This window comes from Streptomyces roseoverticillatus (assembly GCF_000719265.1).
Lineage (GTDB): Bacteria > Actinomycetota > Actinomycetes > Streptomycetales > Streptomycetaceae > Streptomyces > Streptomyces roseoverticillatus.
Genome location: NZ_JOFL01000046.1, coordinates 1 through 15,366, shown reverse-complemented (window position 1 = coordinate 15,366; position 15,366 = coordinate 1). Strand labels below are relative to the sequence as shown.

Annotated in this window: 15 protein-coding genes; 1 reads left to right on the top strand and 14 read right to left on the bottom strand. The window is 73.3% G+C overall.

From position 1 onward, the window contains the following. From IF61_RS0131495 to IF61_RS0131440, 12 genes are all read right to left on the bottom strand, one after another. Positions 1-369 (bottom strand): carboxyl transferase domain-containing protein (locus IF61_RS0131495; RefSeq protein ID WP_030369970.1); only part of this gene is annotated, 369 nt, incomplete at its 3' end. A gap of 86 nt (positions 370-455) precedes the next feature. Further along, positions 456-1,214, bottom strand: coding sequence for a 4'-phosphopantetheinyl transferase family protein (locus IF61_RS0131490; protein WP_052393337.1), 759 nt, complete (start codon positions 1,212-1,214; stop codon positions 456-458). Continuing rightward, positions 1,211-1,666, bottom strand: coding sequence for an acyl carrier protein (locus IF61_RS33745; protein ID WP_052393334.1), 456 nt, complete (start codon positions 1,664-1,666; stop codon positions 1,211-1,213). The genes IF61_RS0131490 and IF61_RS33745 overlap by 4 nt, the downstream gene beginning before the upstream one ends. Continuing rightward, positions 1,663-3,177 (bottom strand): MFS transporter, encoded by a 1,515-nt coding sequence (locus IF61_RS0131480; RefSeq protein WP_245684694.1) that lies wholly within the window; start codon positions 3,175-3,177, stop codon positions 1,663-1,665. The genes IF61_RS33745 and IF61_RS0131480 overlap by 4 nt, the downstream gene beginning before the upstream one ends. Before the next feature lie 214 nt (positions 3,178-3,391). Beyond that, positions 3,392-5,725 (bottom strand): SDR family oxidoreductase, encoded by a 2,334-nt coding sequence (locus IF61_RS0131475; RefSeq protein WP_030369966.1) that lies wholly within the window; start codon positions 5,723-5,725, stop codon positions 3,392-3,394. 3 nt (positions 5,726-5,728) lie between these two features. Next, on the bottom strand, positions 5,729-6,673 hold the full coding sequence (locus IF61_RS0131470) for an aromatase/cyclase (protein WP_030369965.1): 945 nt from the start codon (positions 6,671-6,673) through the stop codon (positions 5,729-5,731). 60 nt (positions 6,674-6,733) lie between these two features. Next, positions 6,734-7,519 carry a 3-oxoacyl-ACP reductase FabG gene (gene fabG, locus IF61_RS0131465; protein WP_030369964.1) on the bottom strand — a complete coding sequence of 262 codons (786 nt, stop codon included), beginning with the start codon at positions 7,517-7,519 and terminating at the stop codon, positions 6,734-6,736. A gap of 172 nt (positions 7,520-7,691) precedes the next feature. After that, entirely contained in the window at positions 7,692-7,955 is a 264-nt protein-coding gene (locus IF61_RS0131460) for an acyl carrier protein (RefSeq protein WP_030369963.1), read from the bottom strand. Positions 7,956-8,218: 263 nt separating this feature from the next. Then, a complete protein-coding gene (locus IF61_RS0131455; protein ID WP_030369962.1) occupies positions 8,219-9,436 on the bottom strand; it encodes a ketosynthase chain-length factor in 1,218 nt (405 codons plus the stop codon). Continuing rightward, the gene (locus IF61_RS0131450) at positions 9,433-10,701 is read right to left on the bottom strand and encodes a beta-ketoacyl-[acyl-carrier-protein] synthase family protein (RefSeq protein WP_030369961.1); all 1,269 of its coding nucleotides are present in this window, start codon (positions 10,699-10,701) and stop codon (positions 9,433-9,435) included. Before IF61_RS0131450 ends, IF61_RS0131455 begins: the two co-directional genes overlap by 4 nt. A 46-nt stretch (positions 10,702-10,747) precedes the next feature. After that, complete coding sequence (locus tag IF61_RS0131445; RefSeq protein WP_030369960.1) at positions 10,748-11,077, bottom strand: TcmI family type II polyketide cyclase; 330 nt, start codon at positions 11,075-11,077, stop codon at positions 10,748-10,750. 62 nt (positions 11,078-11,139) lie between these two features. Continuing rightward, complete coding sequence (locus IF61_RS0131440) at positions 11,140-12,618, bottom strand: FAD-dependent monooxygenase (RefSeq protein ID WP_030369959.1); 1,479 nt, start codon at positions 12,616-12,618, stop codon at positions 11,140-11,142. A 501-nt stretch (positions 12,619-13,119) separates the two neighbouring features. On the opposite strand from IF61_RS0131440, the gene IF61_RS33740 reads away from it, so the two are divergent. Continuing rightward, complete coding sequence (locus tag IF61_RS33740; RefSeq protein ID WP_052393332.1) at positions 13,120-13,989, top strand: hypothetical protein; 870 nt, start codon at positions 13,120-13,122, stop codon at positions 13,987-13,989. Positions 13,990-14,276: 287 nt separating this feature from the next. Here IF61_RS33740 and IF61_RS0131425 read toward each other — a convergent pair whose 3' ends face one another. Both IF61_RS0131425 and IF61_RS37650 read right to left on the bottom strand, forming a co-directional pair. Further along, entirely contained in the window at positions 14,277-15,212 is a 936-nt protein-coding gene (locus tag IF61_RS0131425; RefSeq protein WP_052393330.1) for an AMP-binding protein, read from the bottom strand. Positions 15,213-15,267: 55 nt separating this feature from the next. Next, positions 15,268-15,366: biotin/lipoyl-containing protein (locus tag IF61_RS37650; RefSeq protein WP_342668036.1), on the bottom strand; the 99-nt coding region annotated here is incomplete at its 5' end.

Sequence of the window (15,366 nt, the reverse complement as noted above, 5' to 3'; positions counted from 1 at the left end):
GAAGATCCGGAAGTCGTGCGCGTAGACGAACACGGTCCGCCCGTGCACCGTCCCCCAGCCCGTGATCACACCATCGGTGTACGGCTTCTTGCTCTCCAGGCCGAAGCCGGAGGCGCGGTGCCGGCGGAGGGTCTCGACCTCGGTGAAGGAGCCTTCGTCGAGGAGGAGGGCGATGCGCTCGCGGGCGGTGAGCTTGCCCTTGGCGTGCTGGCGCTCGGTCGCTGCCGGGTCCGGCCCTTCGTAGGCCTCGTCCCGGATCATCCGGAGCTCCTCCACGCGTTCGTGCAGGGTCCAGTCGCGGTGCGGGTCGGCGGCCGGGGCGTCCTCGGCGGCAGCGGTGGCGGTGGTGGTCTTTCCGGCGACGGGCATGGTCTCTCGCTCTCTCCGGTGGGTGAGTGGTGACGTGTCGGTGTCCGAGGCGCTGCCCGGTCGGCGGGACGGGCGTCCCGCGGCGGTCAGGCGGCCGCCGGCTCGCGGGTGCCGGCCCGGACCCCGGCGGTGCCGCCGTGGTGGAGGGCGGCGGCGGGCAGCAGGCGCAGCCGGGTCGTGGCGGGGGCGCCGCCGGCCAGGGCGGCGGCGCCGTGGTGGCGGGGGCCGCAGGGGATGTCCAGCAGGGTCCAGCCCTGCGGCCTGCGGCCGGGGTCGGGGCCGAGGTAGTCCACGGAGGGCCCGCGGCTCAGCCCGGTGCCCAGGCCTTTGAGGAACGCCTCCTTGCGGGTCCACAGCTGCCCGAAGGCGGCGGGGCGCTCCTCCTCCGGCAGGGCGTCGAGCTCGGCCTGCTCGCCGGGGTGGAGGGACGGGGTGCAGACCCCGACGGTGCCGGCCCGGGGGTGGCGTTCGACGTCGACGCCGACGGGCCGGTCCGCGATGCCGACCAGGGCCATGCCGTGGCTGTGCGACAGGGAGAAGTGCAGGGGCGGGCCGGGCAGGGTGACGGCGGGGCGGCCGTGCGGCTTGCCGCAGCCCGGGCAGGGCTCGCGCAGGAACGCGACTTCCGGCGGGGGGATGTCGAGGTAGGCGCCGAGGATGCGGCGCAGGGCGATGTGGGCGCTGGTGTACGTGATGCCGTCCGACGGGCGGATGAAGGACGCCGCCCGCTTGCGTTCGGCCTCGTCCAGGTCCGTCAGGTCCAGCAGCCCGGCGTCGGCCGGAGCGGGGCTCCTGATCAGCCAGAGGTCGAGCGCTCCCGCCTCGACGACGGCAGGTGCGGTCATGCGGCGGCCGCCGGGGTGCCGGTGCCGCGGCGGGCTGCGGACTTGTGCGGGCTGTCCTCCGGTCCCAGCTGGCCGGCGAGGCAGTCGATGAGCTCGGCGGCGGAGTTGGCGCGCAGCAACCGCTGGAGGTCGATCACGATGCCGAGGGCGGCTTCCATGCGGGCCTGGAGTTCGAGGCCGTTGATGGAGCCCACGCCCAGGCTGTTCATGGTGCGGCCGGCGACGTCGATGCTGCCGGGCGCGACGTGCAGGACGCGGCCGAGCTCGCCGCGGACGTAGGCATCCAGCAGGGCGGTGCGCTCGCCCCGGCCCACGGCGGCGAGGTCTTCCGGGTCGGGTGCGACGACGTCCTGCTCGGGGGCGGTGGCTCCGGCGGGCGGAAGGTCGTCGTCGTAGTCGTCGGCGAGGTCGAGGTCCCAGTCGGCGGGGACGGGGATCGCGAGGAGGGTCATGGCTTCCCCTTGGGGGCGGTGGTCAGGTGGTGTGCGGCGGCCGGCCCGGCGGTGCGGGTGCGCGGCCGGCCCAGGCCGGTGAGGGCGGTGAGCAGGCCCAGGGCGCCGGCCGCGGTGATGAGCTCCAGGGCCGGCCGGTAGCCGGCGAGGACCTGTTCCTCCGTGGCGCCCGCGGCCGGCTGATAGGCCGTCAGCAGTGCGGCGACCCCGGCGAGCATGACGGCGGCGCCGAGCTGCACGGCGGTCTGGTAGACGCCGCTGGCCTCGCCGCGCTCGGCGGCGGGGATCCCGGAGACGGCCTGCATGTTCAAGGCGGCGAAGGACAGCACGAAGCCGGCACCGACCAGCAGCATGGTGGGCAGGACGGCGGTGACGTAGTCGGCCCCGCCCGGCAGGCGCAGGTAGAGGACGTACCCGGCCAGGGGCGGCAGGGCGCCGAGCGCGATCAGGCGCGGGGCGCCGCAGCGGGCGACCATGCGTCCGGACAGCAGGGCGGTGACGGCCAGGGGTGCGCTGGCGGGCACGATGGCCAGGGCGGTCTGCCAGGGGGTCCAGCCCCACAGGGTCTGCGTCTGGTAGCTGACGAGGAACAGCAGGCCGAGGTAGGAGCCGTTGAGGGTGGCGGCGCCGACGGCGGAGCGCAGCATCGAGGGCCGGGCGAGCAGTTCCGTGCGCAGCAGCGGGCGGGGGGTGCGGCGCTCGTGGCGGGCGAACCAGGCCAGCAGCGCGGCGGCCAGGGCGAGGGCGCCGAGCGTACGGGGGTCGCCGGCGCCGTGGCCGGGCAGGGCGGTGATGCCGTAGACGAGGGCCAGCAATCCGCCGGCGAGGGTGACGGCGCCCGCGGTGTCGTAGTGCCGGTCCGCGCCCTCGGGGGTCTCGTCGGCGGGGATGAGCTTCAGGCACAGGGCGAACAGGAGCAGGACCACGGGGGCGGGGAAGGCGAAGGTCCAGCGCCAGCTGAGGGGGGTCAGGGCGCCGGAGAGCAGGAGGCCCGCGGTGAAGCCGCCCGCCCCGAAGAGCGTGTAGACGGAGATGGCACGGTCGCGTTCGGGCCCCGCCCGCATGGCGGTGCTGAGGATGGCCAGGCCCGTGGGGGCGGTCAGCGCGGCGCAGAAGCCCTTGACGAAGCGGGTGGCGATCAGCACGGCGGGATCGCCGGTGACGGCGCCCAGGAGGGAGGCGGCGGCGAATCCGAGCAGGGCCAGGAGGTACATGCGGCGGCGGCCCGCCAGGGCCACGGCGCGGGTGCCGAAGAGCATGAGGGCGCCGAAGCCGAGGGCGAAGCCGGTCATGACCCACTGGGCGCTGCTGCGGGCCAGCCCGAGGTCGTCGCCGATGGAGGGCACGGCGACGACGGCGACCGACACCTCCAGGGCGTCGATGAGCATGTTGCCTGCCAGGACGAGCAGCAGGCCCCACTGGCGCCGGCTCATCCGCCCGGCGGGGGCGGTGGCGGCGGTGGGCGGAGGGAGCGTCTTCATGGTCTGCGGGGTGCCTTTCCGACGGATCATCTGGCGCGACGGTTGCGGCGGCGACGTCATTCCGCCGGACCTCGCCGTGGGGGCTGCTCGCCGTCGCGGCGGGATTTCTCTTCGGCGGTGCCGTGCCGTGGCCCTGCGGAGGTCCTGCGGTCGGGCTCCGAGCGCGGGTCCGGAGGTACGGCGCGGACCGGCGGTGCCGGACCGCGCCGTGACCCTGGATCCGCCGGGCGGGGCCCGTCCGGGGTCAGCCCAGGAGGGTGCCGCCGGTGGCGTCGATGAACGCGCCGGTGATCCAGCGGGCGTCGGCGCTCGCGAGGAAGGCGACGACGTCGGCGACGTCCTGGGGTTCGCCGACGCGGTTGAAGGCGGACAGGGCCGCCATCTGCTCGACGACCTCGGGGATGTCGAAGGCCGGGTTGCCGTTGCGGGTGATGCCCGGGGCGACGCTGTTGATGGTGATGTTGCGCGGCCCCAGGAGCTTGGCGAAGTGGCGGGCGAGCTGCTCGACGGCGCCCTTGGTCATCGCGTAGGCGATCTCCTCGGGGTTGGCCACGCGGGTGAGGCCGGAGGAGATGTTGACGATGCGGCCGCCGTCGGGGAGGTTCTTCAGGGCGCGCTGGATGATGAAGAACGGGGCCTTGGCGTTGACCGCGTAGAGCCGGTCGAACTGCTCGGGGGTGGTGTCCTCGGCGGACACGCCGCCCATGACACCGGCGTTGTTGACGAGGATGTCGAGCGTGGTGGTGCCGGTGCGCTCCTTGAGGCCCTGCTCCAGGCCGAGGAAGAGCTCGTGGACGTCGCCGAGGACGCCGAGTTCGGCGCGGACGGCGAAGGCGCGCCCGCCGTCCTTCTCGATCGTGGCGACGACCTCGTCGGCCGCGTCCTTGTTGCTGGTGTAGTGGACGGCGACGAGGGCGCCCTCCTTGGCCAGGCGGATCGCGGTGGCGCGGCCCATGCCGCGGCTGGAGCCGGTGACCAGCGCTGTCTTGCCGCTGAGGCTGCCCATGTCTGTTCTCCCGTTCATGGCTGGAGTGGCTGGAGTGGCTGGAGCGGTTGTCTGGTGTGCCGGTTCGCCGAACCAGCGGGTGAGGGCGCGGGTGAGGCCCTCGGTGGGCGCGCCGTCGGCCGGGGCGGCCCACACCACGTGGCCGTCGGGGCGCACCAGCACGGTGGTGGCACCGGCGGGGGTGCGGTCGGTGGGGCGGGCGGTGACGGTGCGGACCAGGTGGGACCACGGGGCCGCGGCGGAGCGCAGCTGCTCGCCGTGGCCGGCGTCGCCGGTGAGGTCCAGGAGGAGGCCGCCTCCGGGGCGCAGCAGCGCCGCGGTCGTGGTGTCCTCGGCGGAGTCCTCGCCCGGGTGCTGCGGGTCGCCGGTCCGCACCGGCCAGTGGGGCAGGCGCAGCCCGAGCAGGGGGTGGTCGCCGGCGCCCACGTCGTAGCGGACGTCGAGGCCGGAGATCATGCCGGCGAGGTGGGTGCGGACCTCGTCGTGCCCGTCGATGAGCTCGCCCATGACATCGCGGGCGGCTTCGACCTCGGGGCCGCCGAGCAGGAGCAGGGCCTGGGCGCGGATGTTGCTCAGGGTGCGCTGCCCGACGGCGTGGCGCTCGCTGTGGTAGCTGTCCAGGAGGCCTTCGGGGCCGCGTCCCTGGACCTGGGCGGCGAGCTTCCAGCCGAGGTTGAAGGCGTCCTGCAGGCCGAGGTTGAGGGCCTGGCCGCCGATGGGCATCTGCTGGTGGGCGGCGTCGCCGGCCAGGAAGAGGCGGTAGTCGCGGTACTGCTCCGCCTGGCGGGAGGCGTCGGTGAAGGCGTTGACCCACAGTGGGGTGCCGCCGCTGATGTCCTCGCCGGTGACGCGCTTCCAGGCGTCGGCGATCTCGTGGAACGCAACGTTCTCGCTGCGGGGTTCGGCGGTGCGGCCGAAGTCGCAGACCATGACGCGGGTGACGCCGTCGGGGCGCCGCGCGGCGATGGCCAGTCCCCCGGGGAAGCGCTCGAAGCGCCGGCCCGGGATGTCGATGCCTTCGACGTCGGCGCGCAGGAGTTCGCGGCCGGCGCCGGCGCCGGGGAAGGCGAACCCGCCCAGGCGCCGTACGGTGCTGTTCTCCCCGTCGCACCCGACGACGCACTTGGCGCGCAGGTGTACGACCTCGCCGCCGGCCGCCACCTCGGCCTCGGCGTGGTCCCCGGTGACGGTCAGCCCGCGCAGCTCGTGGCCGCGCAGGATGACCGCCCCCAGGCCGGTCGCCCATTCCGCGAGCAGTTCCTCGGTACGGATCTGCGGGACTTTCCACTGGCCCGGGTAGGGGGTGGGAAGGGTGAGGTCGAGCGGGAGTCCGCCGAAGTGGCCCCGGGTCTCCTGCGGCACGGCGCCGAGGCCGTCGAGCAGGCCGCGGCTGTCGAGGATCTCCATGGTGCGGGCGTGCAGGGTCGAGGCCCGGGACTCGGTGGTGGGCTCGGTGAGCCGCTCGATGACGACGACGTCCGCGCCGGCCAGTCGCAGCTCGCCGGCGAGCAGCAGCCCGACCGGTCCCGCTCCGACCACGATCACCTGGGTTTCCGTGTACGTGCGGGCCATGGGTCAGGCCCGCTGCTCGGCGTAGGCCTTGGCGTGGCCGAGGGTCGCGCGGCTGTTGGTGCTGAGGGCGGTGTGGACGTACTCGCGGGCCTCCGCGATGCCGGCGTCCGGGCCGAGGATCTTGGTGATGTTCTCGGTGTTGAGGACGACGGTGTGCTGCGAGGAGGCGGCGACGCCGTCCTCGTTCTCGGCGAAGGTCCAGTAGCCCGTGTGCAGCGTCATCAGCGCCGGCAGGGTGACCTGCTTGTACGCGATCTTGTGCGAGGGGAAGGTGACGCGGAAGGACTTGGTGGTGTGGGTGGAGCCGTCCTTGGCGCGGGTGTCCATCTCCAGGGTCTGCAGGCCCGGGGTGTCCTCCTCCAGGCGGACCGTCGCCACGTGCGGGAGGCGCTCGGACCACAGGTGCGCCTCGTTGATGAAGTCGTAGACGTCCTTGGCGGAGCCGTTGATCTGGACGGTGTCCTCGAAGGAGAAGGTCACCTCCTCGGCGGCGTGGGCGAGTTCGACGTTGGTCTTGAGGGCGGCGAGCTCGGACCGGGAGTTGCGGTCGACCGCCTCGTCGATCCAGGCGAGGCCCTCGGGGTCGTCGTCGATGGCGCGGTAGTCGTGCAGGAGGCGGACGCGGGAGGTGCCCTCGTCCAGGGCCTCGATGATCCAGGTGCCGCCCATGGAGGCGACCGGCGGGGTGGAGACCTCCTGGCGGAAGGTGATCGTGAGGGCCTTCTCGTCCAGGGTGCGGCGCGACGTCCAGTTCTTGGCCTCGCCGTTGGCGGTGGCCCAGATGCGGATGCGCTCGGTGGACTCGCCCTTCTCCACGTGGTCGACGTAGATGGTCGGCGGGAAGATCCGCGGCCAGTTGGCGACGTCGGCGATCAGGCGGTAGACGGCGGCGGCCGGGGCCGAGATCGTGATCTCGTGCTCCACCTCGCGCAGGCCGGTCTGCGACATGCTGGTTGCTCCTCGGGTGACGGTGTGGGTGCGGTGGGGGCGCGGGGTCCGGGCCGGGGCCTAGAAGTTGCCCAGGCCGCCGCAGACGTTGAGGGCCTGCGCGGTGATGGAGGCCGCCGTGTCGGAGGCCAGGTAGCCGACCAGGCCGGCGACCTCCTCGGGGGTGGAGTAGCGGCCGAGGGGGATCTTGGACTGGAACTTGTCGAGGATGACGTCCTCGGAGGTGTCGTAGGCGGCGGCGTAGCCGGCGCGCACGCGCTGGGCCATCGGCGTCTCGACGTAGCCGGGGCAGACGGCGTTGACGGTGATGCCGGTGGGGGCGAGCTCGTTGCCGAGGGCCTTGGTGAAGCCGACGACGCCGTGCTTGGACGCGGAGTACGGGGCGCCCAGGACGACGCCCTGCTTGCCGGCGGTGGACGCGATGTTGATGATGCGGCCGCGGCTCTTCTCGCGCAGGCCACCGGTGGTGAGGACCTCGCGGGTGAGGCGGAAGACGCTGTTGAGGTTGGTGTCGATGACGTCGTTCCACAGCTCGTCGTCGATGTCGGCGGTGACGCCGCCGCCGCTGCGGCCGGCGTTGTTGACCAGGACGTCGACGGTGCCGAAGCGGTCGACGGCGGTGGCGACGAAGGCGTGGACGGACTCGCGGGAGCGGACGTCGAGGGTGGTGCCGTCGACGTCCAGGCCCTCGTCCTGGAGCTGCTTGACGGTGGCGGCGACGTTGTCGGCGTTGCGGGCGCCGATGAAGACCTTGTGGTTCTGCGAGGCCAGGAGGCGGGCGACGGCGAGGCCGATGCCGCTGGTGGCACCGGAGACGAGGGCGACGCGCTGCTCGTGCTGCGACATGGTGGGTGGCTCCAATGGTGAGGACGCGGCGAAGGGCGTCCGGATGCGTGGAAGGGGGCGCGGGACGTCCGTGGAGGGGTGTCACGGACGGACGCGAAGGGGGTGCGGGCGCCGGGCCGGCCGCCCGCCGCCGAAAGGGGGCGGCCGGCCCGGAGTGCTGCGCGGGGGTGCGTCAGGCGGCGGACTGCAGCAGGCCGTTGACGTGCGCGACCAGGGCGCGCGGGGTGCGGTTCTCGGCGAAGGCGTCGTCGTCGAAGGCGATGCCGTACTCGCGCTCGATGCGGCCACCGGTCTCCAGCAGGGCCAGGGACTCGTAGCCGAGCTCCTCGAAGTCGGTGTCGAGGATGTCGCTGTCGAGGTCGACGCCCTCGTCGGCGCCCGCGCCTTCGAGGAGGATGCGCTTGAGGTCGTTGAGGGCGAACTCCTGGTGGGACATGCCGGTCCTTTCCTGGAACACGTAAGGAAGCTGGGGGCGGCGGACGACGCTGTCCGCCGCGGGAAGTGAAGGGAACCTGGTCGACGGAGCTTCGCCGGGGCTGCGGCCCGGTTCGGCACCGCCGGTCGGCGACGTCGTGGTTTCTCGCCGTCGCGGCGGAAGAAAACCGCCCGCCGCAACGGCGAGAGGCCACCGTGGCGAGGGTCCGGCGGCATCTGCGGCCGCCGCAACCGGCGCGTTCGCCGTGATCCGCCGGACAGGCCTCAGTCGACGGCCCGGACGACGACGGCGGAGTTGAAGCCGCCCTGTCCGCGGGCGATGACCAGCGCGGCGCGCACGGACGCCGTGCGGGCCTGGCCGGTGACCAGGTCGATGTCGTACTCGGGAGCGAGCGTGACGTTGGTGGTGGGCGGGATCAGGCCCTCGCGCATGGCCAGGACGGCGGAGACCACGTCCACCGGTGCGGCACCGGAGTACAGGCGTCCGGTCATGGTCTTCGGCGCGGTGACCGGGACGCCGCCGGGGCCGAAGACGGCGCTGAGGGCGTCGGCCTCGACGCGGTCGAGGTCGGGGCTGCCGGCGGCGTCGGCGAAGACGACGTCGATCTGCCCGGGCGCGAGGTCCGCGTCGGCCAGGGCGGTCTCGATGGCGCGGCGCAGTCCGCTCTCGCGGCCGCTGCCGGGCTTGGGGTCGATGGTGGCCCCGTAGCCGGCGATCTCGCCGTAGATGTTGGCGGCGCCGCGGGCGCGGGCGGCCTCGGCGTCCTCCAGGATCATCAGGGCGCCGCCCTCACCGGGCACGTAGCCGCTTGCGTCGGCGTCGAACGGCAGGTAGGCGCGCTCGGGCTGGTCGCTGGTGGTCATGCGGCCGCCGGCGATCTGCGCGACCCAGCCCCAGGGGCAGATCGAGGCGTCGAAGCCGCCGGAGAAGATGAGCTTGCTGCCCTTGCGGATCTGGCGGCGGGCCTGGGCGATGGCGTCGAGGCCGCCGGCCTGGTCGCTGACGACGACGCCGCTGGGGCCGCGCATGCCGTTGCGGATGGAGATCTGGCCGCTGTTGACGGCGTAGAACCAGGCGAAGGACTGGTACGCGCTGACGTACTGGCTGCCCTGACTCCACAGCTTCTTGAGCTCGTTCTGGCCGAACTCGAAGCCGCCGGAGGTCGAGGCGGTCACGACGCCCATGTCGAACTCGGGGATGTCGCCGGGCTTGACGCCGGCGTCCTCGAAGGCGCAGTCCGCCGCGACCAGGGCCAGGCGCGTCATCCGGTCGGTCTGCGGGATGAGGCGGCTGGGCAGGTGGTCCTCGGCCGTGAAGGAGTGGATCTCGCCGGCGAGGCGGGAGGGGTACTGCGCGGCGTCGAACCGGGTGACGGGCCCGATGGCGTTCTTGCCGATCCGGGTCGCGGCCCAGAAGTCGTCGACGCCGAGCCCGTTGGGGGTGGCGACGCCGATGCCGGTGATGACTACCTTGGCGGTCACGCCATGCTCCTCTCGGGACGGGCCAGCACCATCGCGCTCTGGAACCCGCCGAAGCCGCTGCCGACGGTCAGGACGGCGTCCGTGCGGTGGTCCCGGGCGGTGAGCGGGACGTAGTCCAGGTCGCACTCGGGGTCGGGGGTGTGCAGGTTGGCGGTGGGCGGCACCACGTTGTTCTCCATCGCCAGCACCGAGGCCGCGATCTCGATCGAGCCGATCGCACCGAGCGAGTGGCCGACCATCGACTTGATGGAGCTCACCGGGGTGCGGTAGGCGTGCTCGCCGAGGCTGAGCTTGAAGGCGGCCGTCTCGTGGCGGTCGTTCTGCTTGGTGCCCGAGCCGTGCGCGTTGATGTAGTCGATGGACTCGGGGTTCATCCGGGCCTCGGCGAGCGCGACGGTGATGGCCTCGGCCATCTCGCGGCCGTCGGGGCGCAGGCCCGTCATGTGGAAGGCGTTGCAGCGCGAGGCGTAGCCGGCGATCTCCGCGTAGATGCGGGCGCCGCGCTTCTTCGCGCTCTCCAGCTCCTCCAGGACGAAGCAGGCCGAGCCCTCGCCGAGGACGAAGCCGTTGCGGGTGCTGTCGAAGGGCCGCGAGGCGTGCTCGGGGTCGTCGTTGCGCGGGGTGGTGGCCTTGATGGCGTCGAAGCAGGCCATCGTGATCGGGGAGATCGGGGCGTCGGTGGCGCCCGTGATCATGATGTCGGCGGTGCCCTCGCGGATCAGCTCGACGGCGTGGCCGACGGAGTCGATTCCGGAGGTGCAGCCGGTGGAGACCACGGTGGCCGGGCCCTCGGCGCCGGTCGCCCAGGCGACCTCGGCGGCGAAGGAGCTGGGCACGAAGTGGTTGTAGAGGTGCGAGGGCGCATAGGTGTGGTCGACGAGGTCGAGGCGGCCGTCGTTGCTGACGACGCGGTACTCGTTGTCGAGACCGGTGGTGGCGCCGACGGCGCTGCCGATGGTCACACCCGCGCGGTGCGGGTCGAAGCCGGCCAGGTCCAGGCCGCTGTCGGCCAGGGCCTCGCGGGCCGTGACGACACCGAACTGGGCGGCGCGGTCCATGCGCCGGATCTCCTGGGGGGTGAGCCCGTGGAGCTCGGGGTCGAAGTCGGCCTCGGCCGCGACCTTGGAGCGGAACGGCGAGGGATCGAAGAAGGTGATCCCGCGGGTCGCGGTGCGGCCCTCGCTCAGCAGGCTCCAGAAGTTCTTGGTGCCGATACCTCCCGGTGCCAGCACTCCGATTCCAGTGATTACTACCCGGCGCCCCACTAGTGGTCGCCTCCCATCGTGTCGGCGGACGGCTTCACAAGGCGGTTCACTTGGCGGCCGTCCAGGAGTAGAAGCGGGTGGCCATCGCGTCGGCCGGCGAACGCCAGGTCGCCGGGTCGTAGGCCTCGATGAAGGGCTTGAGGTCCTCGCTGATGCCGATGAAGCGGGGGTCGCTCTTGGCCTCCTCGATGAGCTGCCCGCCGTTGTCGGTGTCGAAGTCCTGCAGGTGGAAGTACAGGCCGCGGTACGAGAAGAGCTGGCGCCGGCGGGTGCCCATGCGGTGGGGCATCTCGGTGGCGTCGAACTCGCCGAAGAGGCGGGCGACGTCGGCGCTGGAACCCGGCTCCATCCGGGCCACGATCAGGGTGCTGTGCATGAGGGTGCGATCTCCTTGGGCGAAGGGCGGTGGGGTGACGACGAAGTGGTGACGGCCGGGCGTCAGGCGCCGAGCGGGCCGCCGAACCAGCGCTCCAGGGCCATGGTCAGGTCGTGGTGGCTGCCGGGCGCGGCCCAGGCGACGTAGCCGTCGGGGCGGACGAGCACGGCGGAGGTGCCGCTCAGGCCGCTCGCGGCGGTGACGTCCTGGGGGGTGGCCGTGACGATGTCGACGCGGTCGGCCCAGCCGGCGGCGCGGGCGCGCAGGGTGGCGTTGTCCTCCAGGTCGAGCAGGACGGGCCGGGCGGCGCGCAGCAGTTCGGTGCTGCTGGTCTCGCGGCCGGCGGCGGTGCGCAGGGCCAGGCGCGGCATGCGCTTGCCGAGCAGCGGGTGGGTGCCGGTGCCGACGTCGTACGTGATCTCCAGGCCCGAGACCATGCCGGCGAGGTGACGGCTGACGTCCTCGTAGCCGATGAGCTCGGTGAGGACGTCACGCAGCGGCTGGACCTCGGGGCCGGAGAGGAAGAGCAGGCCCTGGGCGCGGGTGTTCATCAGCAGGCGCTGCCCGACCGGGTGGCGCTCGCCGTGGTAGGTGTCGAGGAGGCCCGCCGGGGCCTTGCCCTTGACGACGGCCGCGAGCTTCCAGCCGAGGTTGACCGCGTCCTGGATGCTGGTGTTCATGCCCTGGCCGCCGGCCGGCAGGTGGATGTGGGCGGCGTCGCCGGCCAGGATGATGTTGCCCCGGCGGTACTCGGTGACCTGGCGGGTGGCGTCGCCGAAGGAGGACACCCACTCGGGCTCGCCGTGCGAGATGTCCGTGCCGGTCAGGCGCTTCCAGGCGGCCGCGACCTCCTCGTACGAGGGCGGCGTCGTGCGGCGCTGGGGCGGGGTGCCGCGCTCGCAGACGATGATGCGGGTGATGCCGCCGGGCAGCGGGCCCACCATCACCATGCCGCCGGGGAGCGTCTCCCCGATCATGCGCGGTTCGAGGTCGAGGCCGCGGACGTCGGCGAGGAACATCTCCATCGTGGCGGCGGTGCCGGGGAAGTCGAAGCCGGCCGCCTTGCGGATCAGGCTCCGGCCGCCGTCGCAGCCGACCAGGTAGCGGGCGGTGAGGGTGTGCTCGCCCTCGGGGCCGCGCACCGTGACCTCGACGCCCTCCCCGGTGTCCTTGACCGAGAACAGCTCGTGGCTGCGGCGCAGGTCGGTGCCGAGGCTCGTGACCCATTCCTCCAGCGCCGTCTCGGTGTGGGACTGGGGAACGGACTTGGCGGCCTGGTGGGCACCCTCCAGGACGCCGAAGTCGACGGGCAGACCGCCGAAGTGGCCGACGTTGCTGGTCTCGACCTCGCCGAAGCGGGAGAGCAGACCGCGCTGGTCGAAGATCTCCATGGTGCGGGCGGTGAAGCCCAGCCCGCGGGATTCCCCGGTGCGCTTGGCGAGCCGCTCCAGGACGATGACCTCCACCCCTGCGAGCCGCAGTTCGCCGGCGAGCATGAGCCCGGCCGGACCGGCGCCTGCGACAATCACCGCAGCGTCCATGGACCTCTCCTTGCAGTTGGGTTTTTCCTTGGCGGAACCGCATCGGCGGCCGGATATCGACGGCAACAGTCCGGCGACTCTGGCGAACAGCTTCTTCAGCTTTCGCGTCATGGGTCAAGATGCGGTTTCTCAAAGCTCTGATGAGAAACTGTCAGGGAATTGCAAGATCCGCTCACGGGACCTGTTTCCCTCACTGCGGGCCTTACTTGCGCCCCGCGCTCCGGGATTTTCCGACAGCTCTGCGGACGTTACGAAAACTATTCTTCACCCGCCCCGGGCCGGTCAAGTGGCCTTTGTTCAGGTCCCTGTGAAGTCATGTCAGCGGATGGCAAGATCCGCTGCGGTCACGTAAAAGAACGCGGATTCCGGCCCCTTCTCCGGCAGACTCACGGCCATGGCCGTATCGGCCGCCGTCCCCGTGCCGGTCACCGAGGCACGGACGACTCCCGCCGGGAATTTCCCGGCGGTCGAGGACGGCCGGAACGTGATGGGGGAAAAGAGATGCAGGAAGTGAACGGGGCAGCGGGCGGACTCGAGGTGCCCTGCCGCGGTGCGGGCTGCCGGGCGCGGGAGGCGGCCGGGCGCGGGAAGCAGCACCGGCGGCCCGCGCAGGCGCCCGCGCTGCTGTGCACGGCGTGCCGGGCCCGGCTGGGGCTGGAGCTGATGCGGCTGCCCGACCTGTACGAGGAGTGCGCCCTGGCCCTGGGGGCCTCCGGGCCGCGACGCGAGAAGGTCTCGGGCGGTCCCCTGCCGGGCATGCCCTTCAACGCCACGGCGGCCGACGTGCGGGCCGCCCTCATGGGCGTACTGGGCGCGTGGTCGGCGCTGGTGGTCCAGGAGCGCGGCGCGGCCGCCCCCCGCCGGGACGCGGCGGCCCTCTCGCGCTTCCTGCTGCAGCACGTGGGGTGGCTGGCCACGCACCCGGCGGCCGGTGAGCTCTCCGAGGAGATCGCACGGGTGGTGCGCAGGGCCCGGCGGGTCATCGACCCGGACGCCGCCCGGCAGATGACGGTGGGCGGGTGCGTGGAGCCCGGCTGCACGGGTTCGCTGACCGCGACGGTACGGGCGCGGGCCCCGCACGAGCCCGCCGAGATCACCTGCGACGCCGACGCCGCGCACCACTGGCTGGGACACCAGTGGCTGCAGCTGAGCCGGCGCGTGCGGCCGGCGACGGCCGCGCGGGCGGCGGCGGGAACGCGGTGGATCAGCGCCGCGGACATCGCCCGCCTGTGGGGCATCGCGCCCGGCAGCGTCTACCGCCACGCGAGCCAGGCGCAGTGGCGCCGGCAGACCCGGACGGGCCGCACGTATTACCACGAGGCGGACGTCCAGCGGACGCTGGCCGGCCGGCAGGGGGCTGCAGCGGGCTGAGCCCGGGCGTCCCCGGTGCCGGCGCGCCGGGGACGCCCGGCGATGCGGACAGCCTCCGCAGAACCGGCACCGCCGGTCTCCGCCGTGGGGGCGGGGAGCGGGCGACGGCCCGTAGCGCTGCGGTCGGGCGGCTTCCCTTCCGCCGCAATGACGAACGGCCCCGGTCGCGCTGTCCGGCGGTGCCGGGCCGGCCTTGGGCGGGGCGGGCACCGGCGGACACCGTCGCGGTGGGCGCAGGCAAAGGGCCGGTACGGAATCCGTACCGGCCCTTTCAGGTGCGGGTGGTGTCAGAGACGCGCCGTCTCGATCACGCGCGTCGCGGGAAGGAGACCGGCGACGCGGGCGGCCGCTTCCGGCGGCAGGGCGTCGCCCGCCACCACGAGGCAGCGCAGCCCCCGCAGCCCCGGCAGGACGCCGGCGTCGATCAGGTCCGACAGGTGCCGCGAGGTCACGCGCAGGATGCCGGCGCGCTCTTCGCGGGCGAGGGTGGCCAGTTCGTACGGGGTGAGCTCGCCGGGCGGGGGCAGGACCAGCCGCGCCCCGGCCATGAGCGGCGCCCACAGGGCCAGGGCGGTGCCGTCGGCGACCGCGGGCGCGTACTGCAGGACCACGTCGCCGGCGGTGACCGGCAGGAAGCGGCCGTCGGCGGCCAGGCGGCCGATGACGGTGTGCGGCACGCTCACGCCCCGGTCGCCCCGGACGGGCAGGACGTAGGCGGTGTCGGCGTGCGTGACGTCCGAGGCCGGCGGGAGGACGGCGGTGGAGGAGGCGGGGGTGACGTCGGGGAGCACGGTCACCCGGCCGCCGCCGAGAACCCCCGCGAACAGTTCTTGCGTCACGACCACCCCGGCCCCACTGGCGTACAGCAGCGGCAGAGCGCTGCCGCTGCGCACGTGGGCCGGGTCGAGCAGGACGTAGCCGGCACCGGCCTTGAGGACGCCGAGCACGGCCACGAGCAGGCGGGCGGAGGGTTCGAGGCACACGGCGACGGTGTCGCGGTCCCGTACGCCGTGCGCCCGCAGCCGGTGCGCGAGGTGGTTGGCCCGCTGGTCGAGGCCGCCGTAGGTCAGGACGCCGTCGTGGGCGCGGACGGCTGTGCGCGAGGGGTGGACGGCCGCCTGCCGCGCGACGGTGCGGTGCACCGGGGCGGGGGCGGGGAGCGACGCGGGTACCCGCGGGCCCCCCTCCCCGGCGGAGACGGGGGCCAGGGTGAGGGTGCTCATGCCGACAAGTCCTTCGTTCTTCGGTCGTCGGAGCTCTGCGGGTACCCGCGGCAGCTCAGTCCTTGATTTCGCAGATGACGGCGCCGGAGGAGACGGAGGCGCCGACTTCGGCGGTGATGCCCTTGATCGTGCCCGCGCGGTGGGCGTTGAGGGG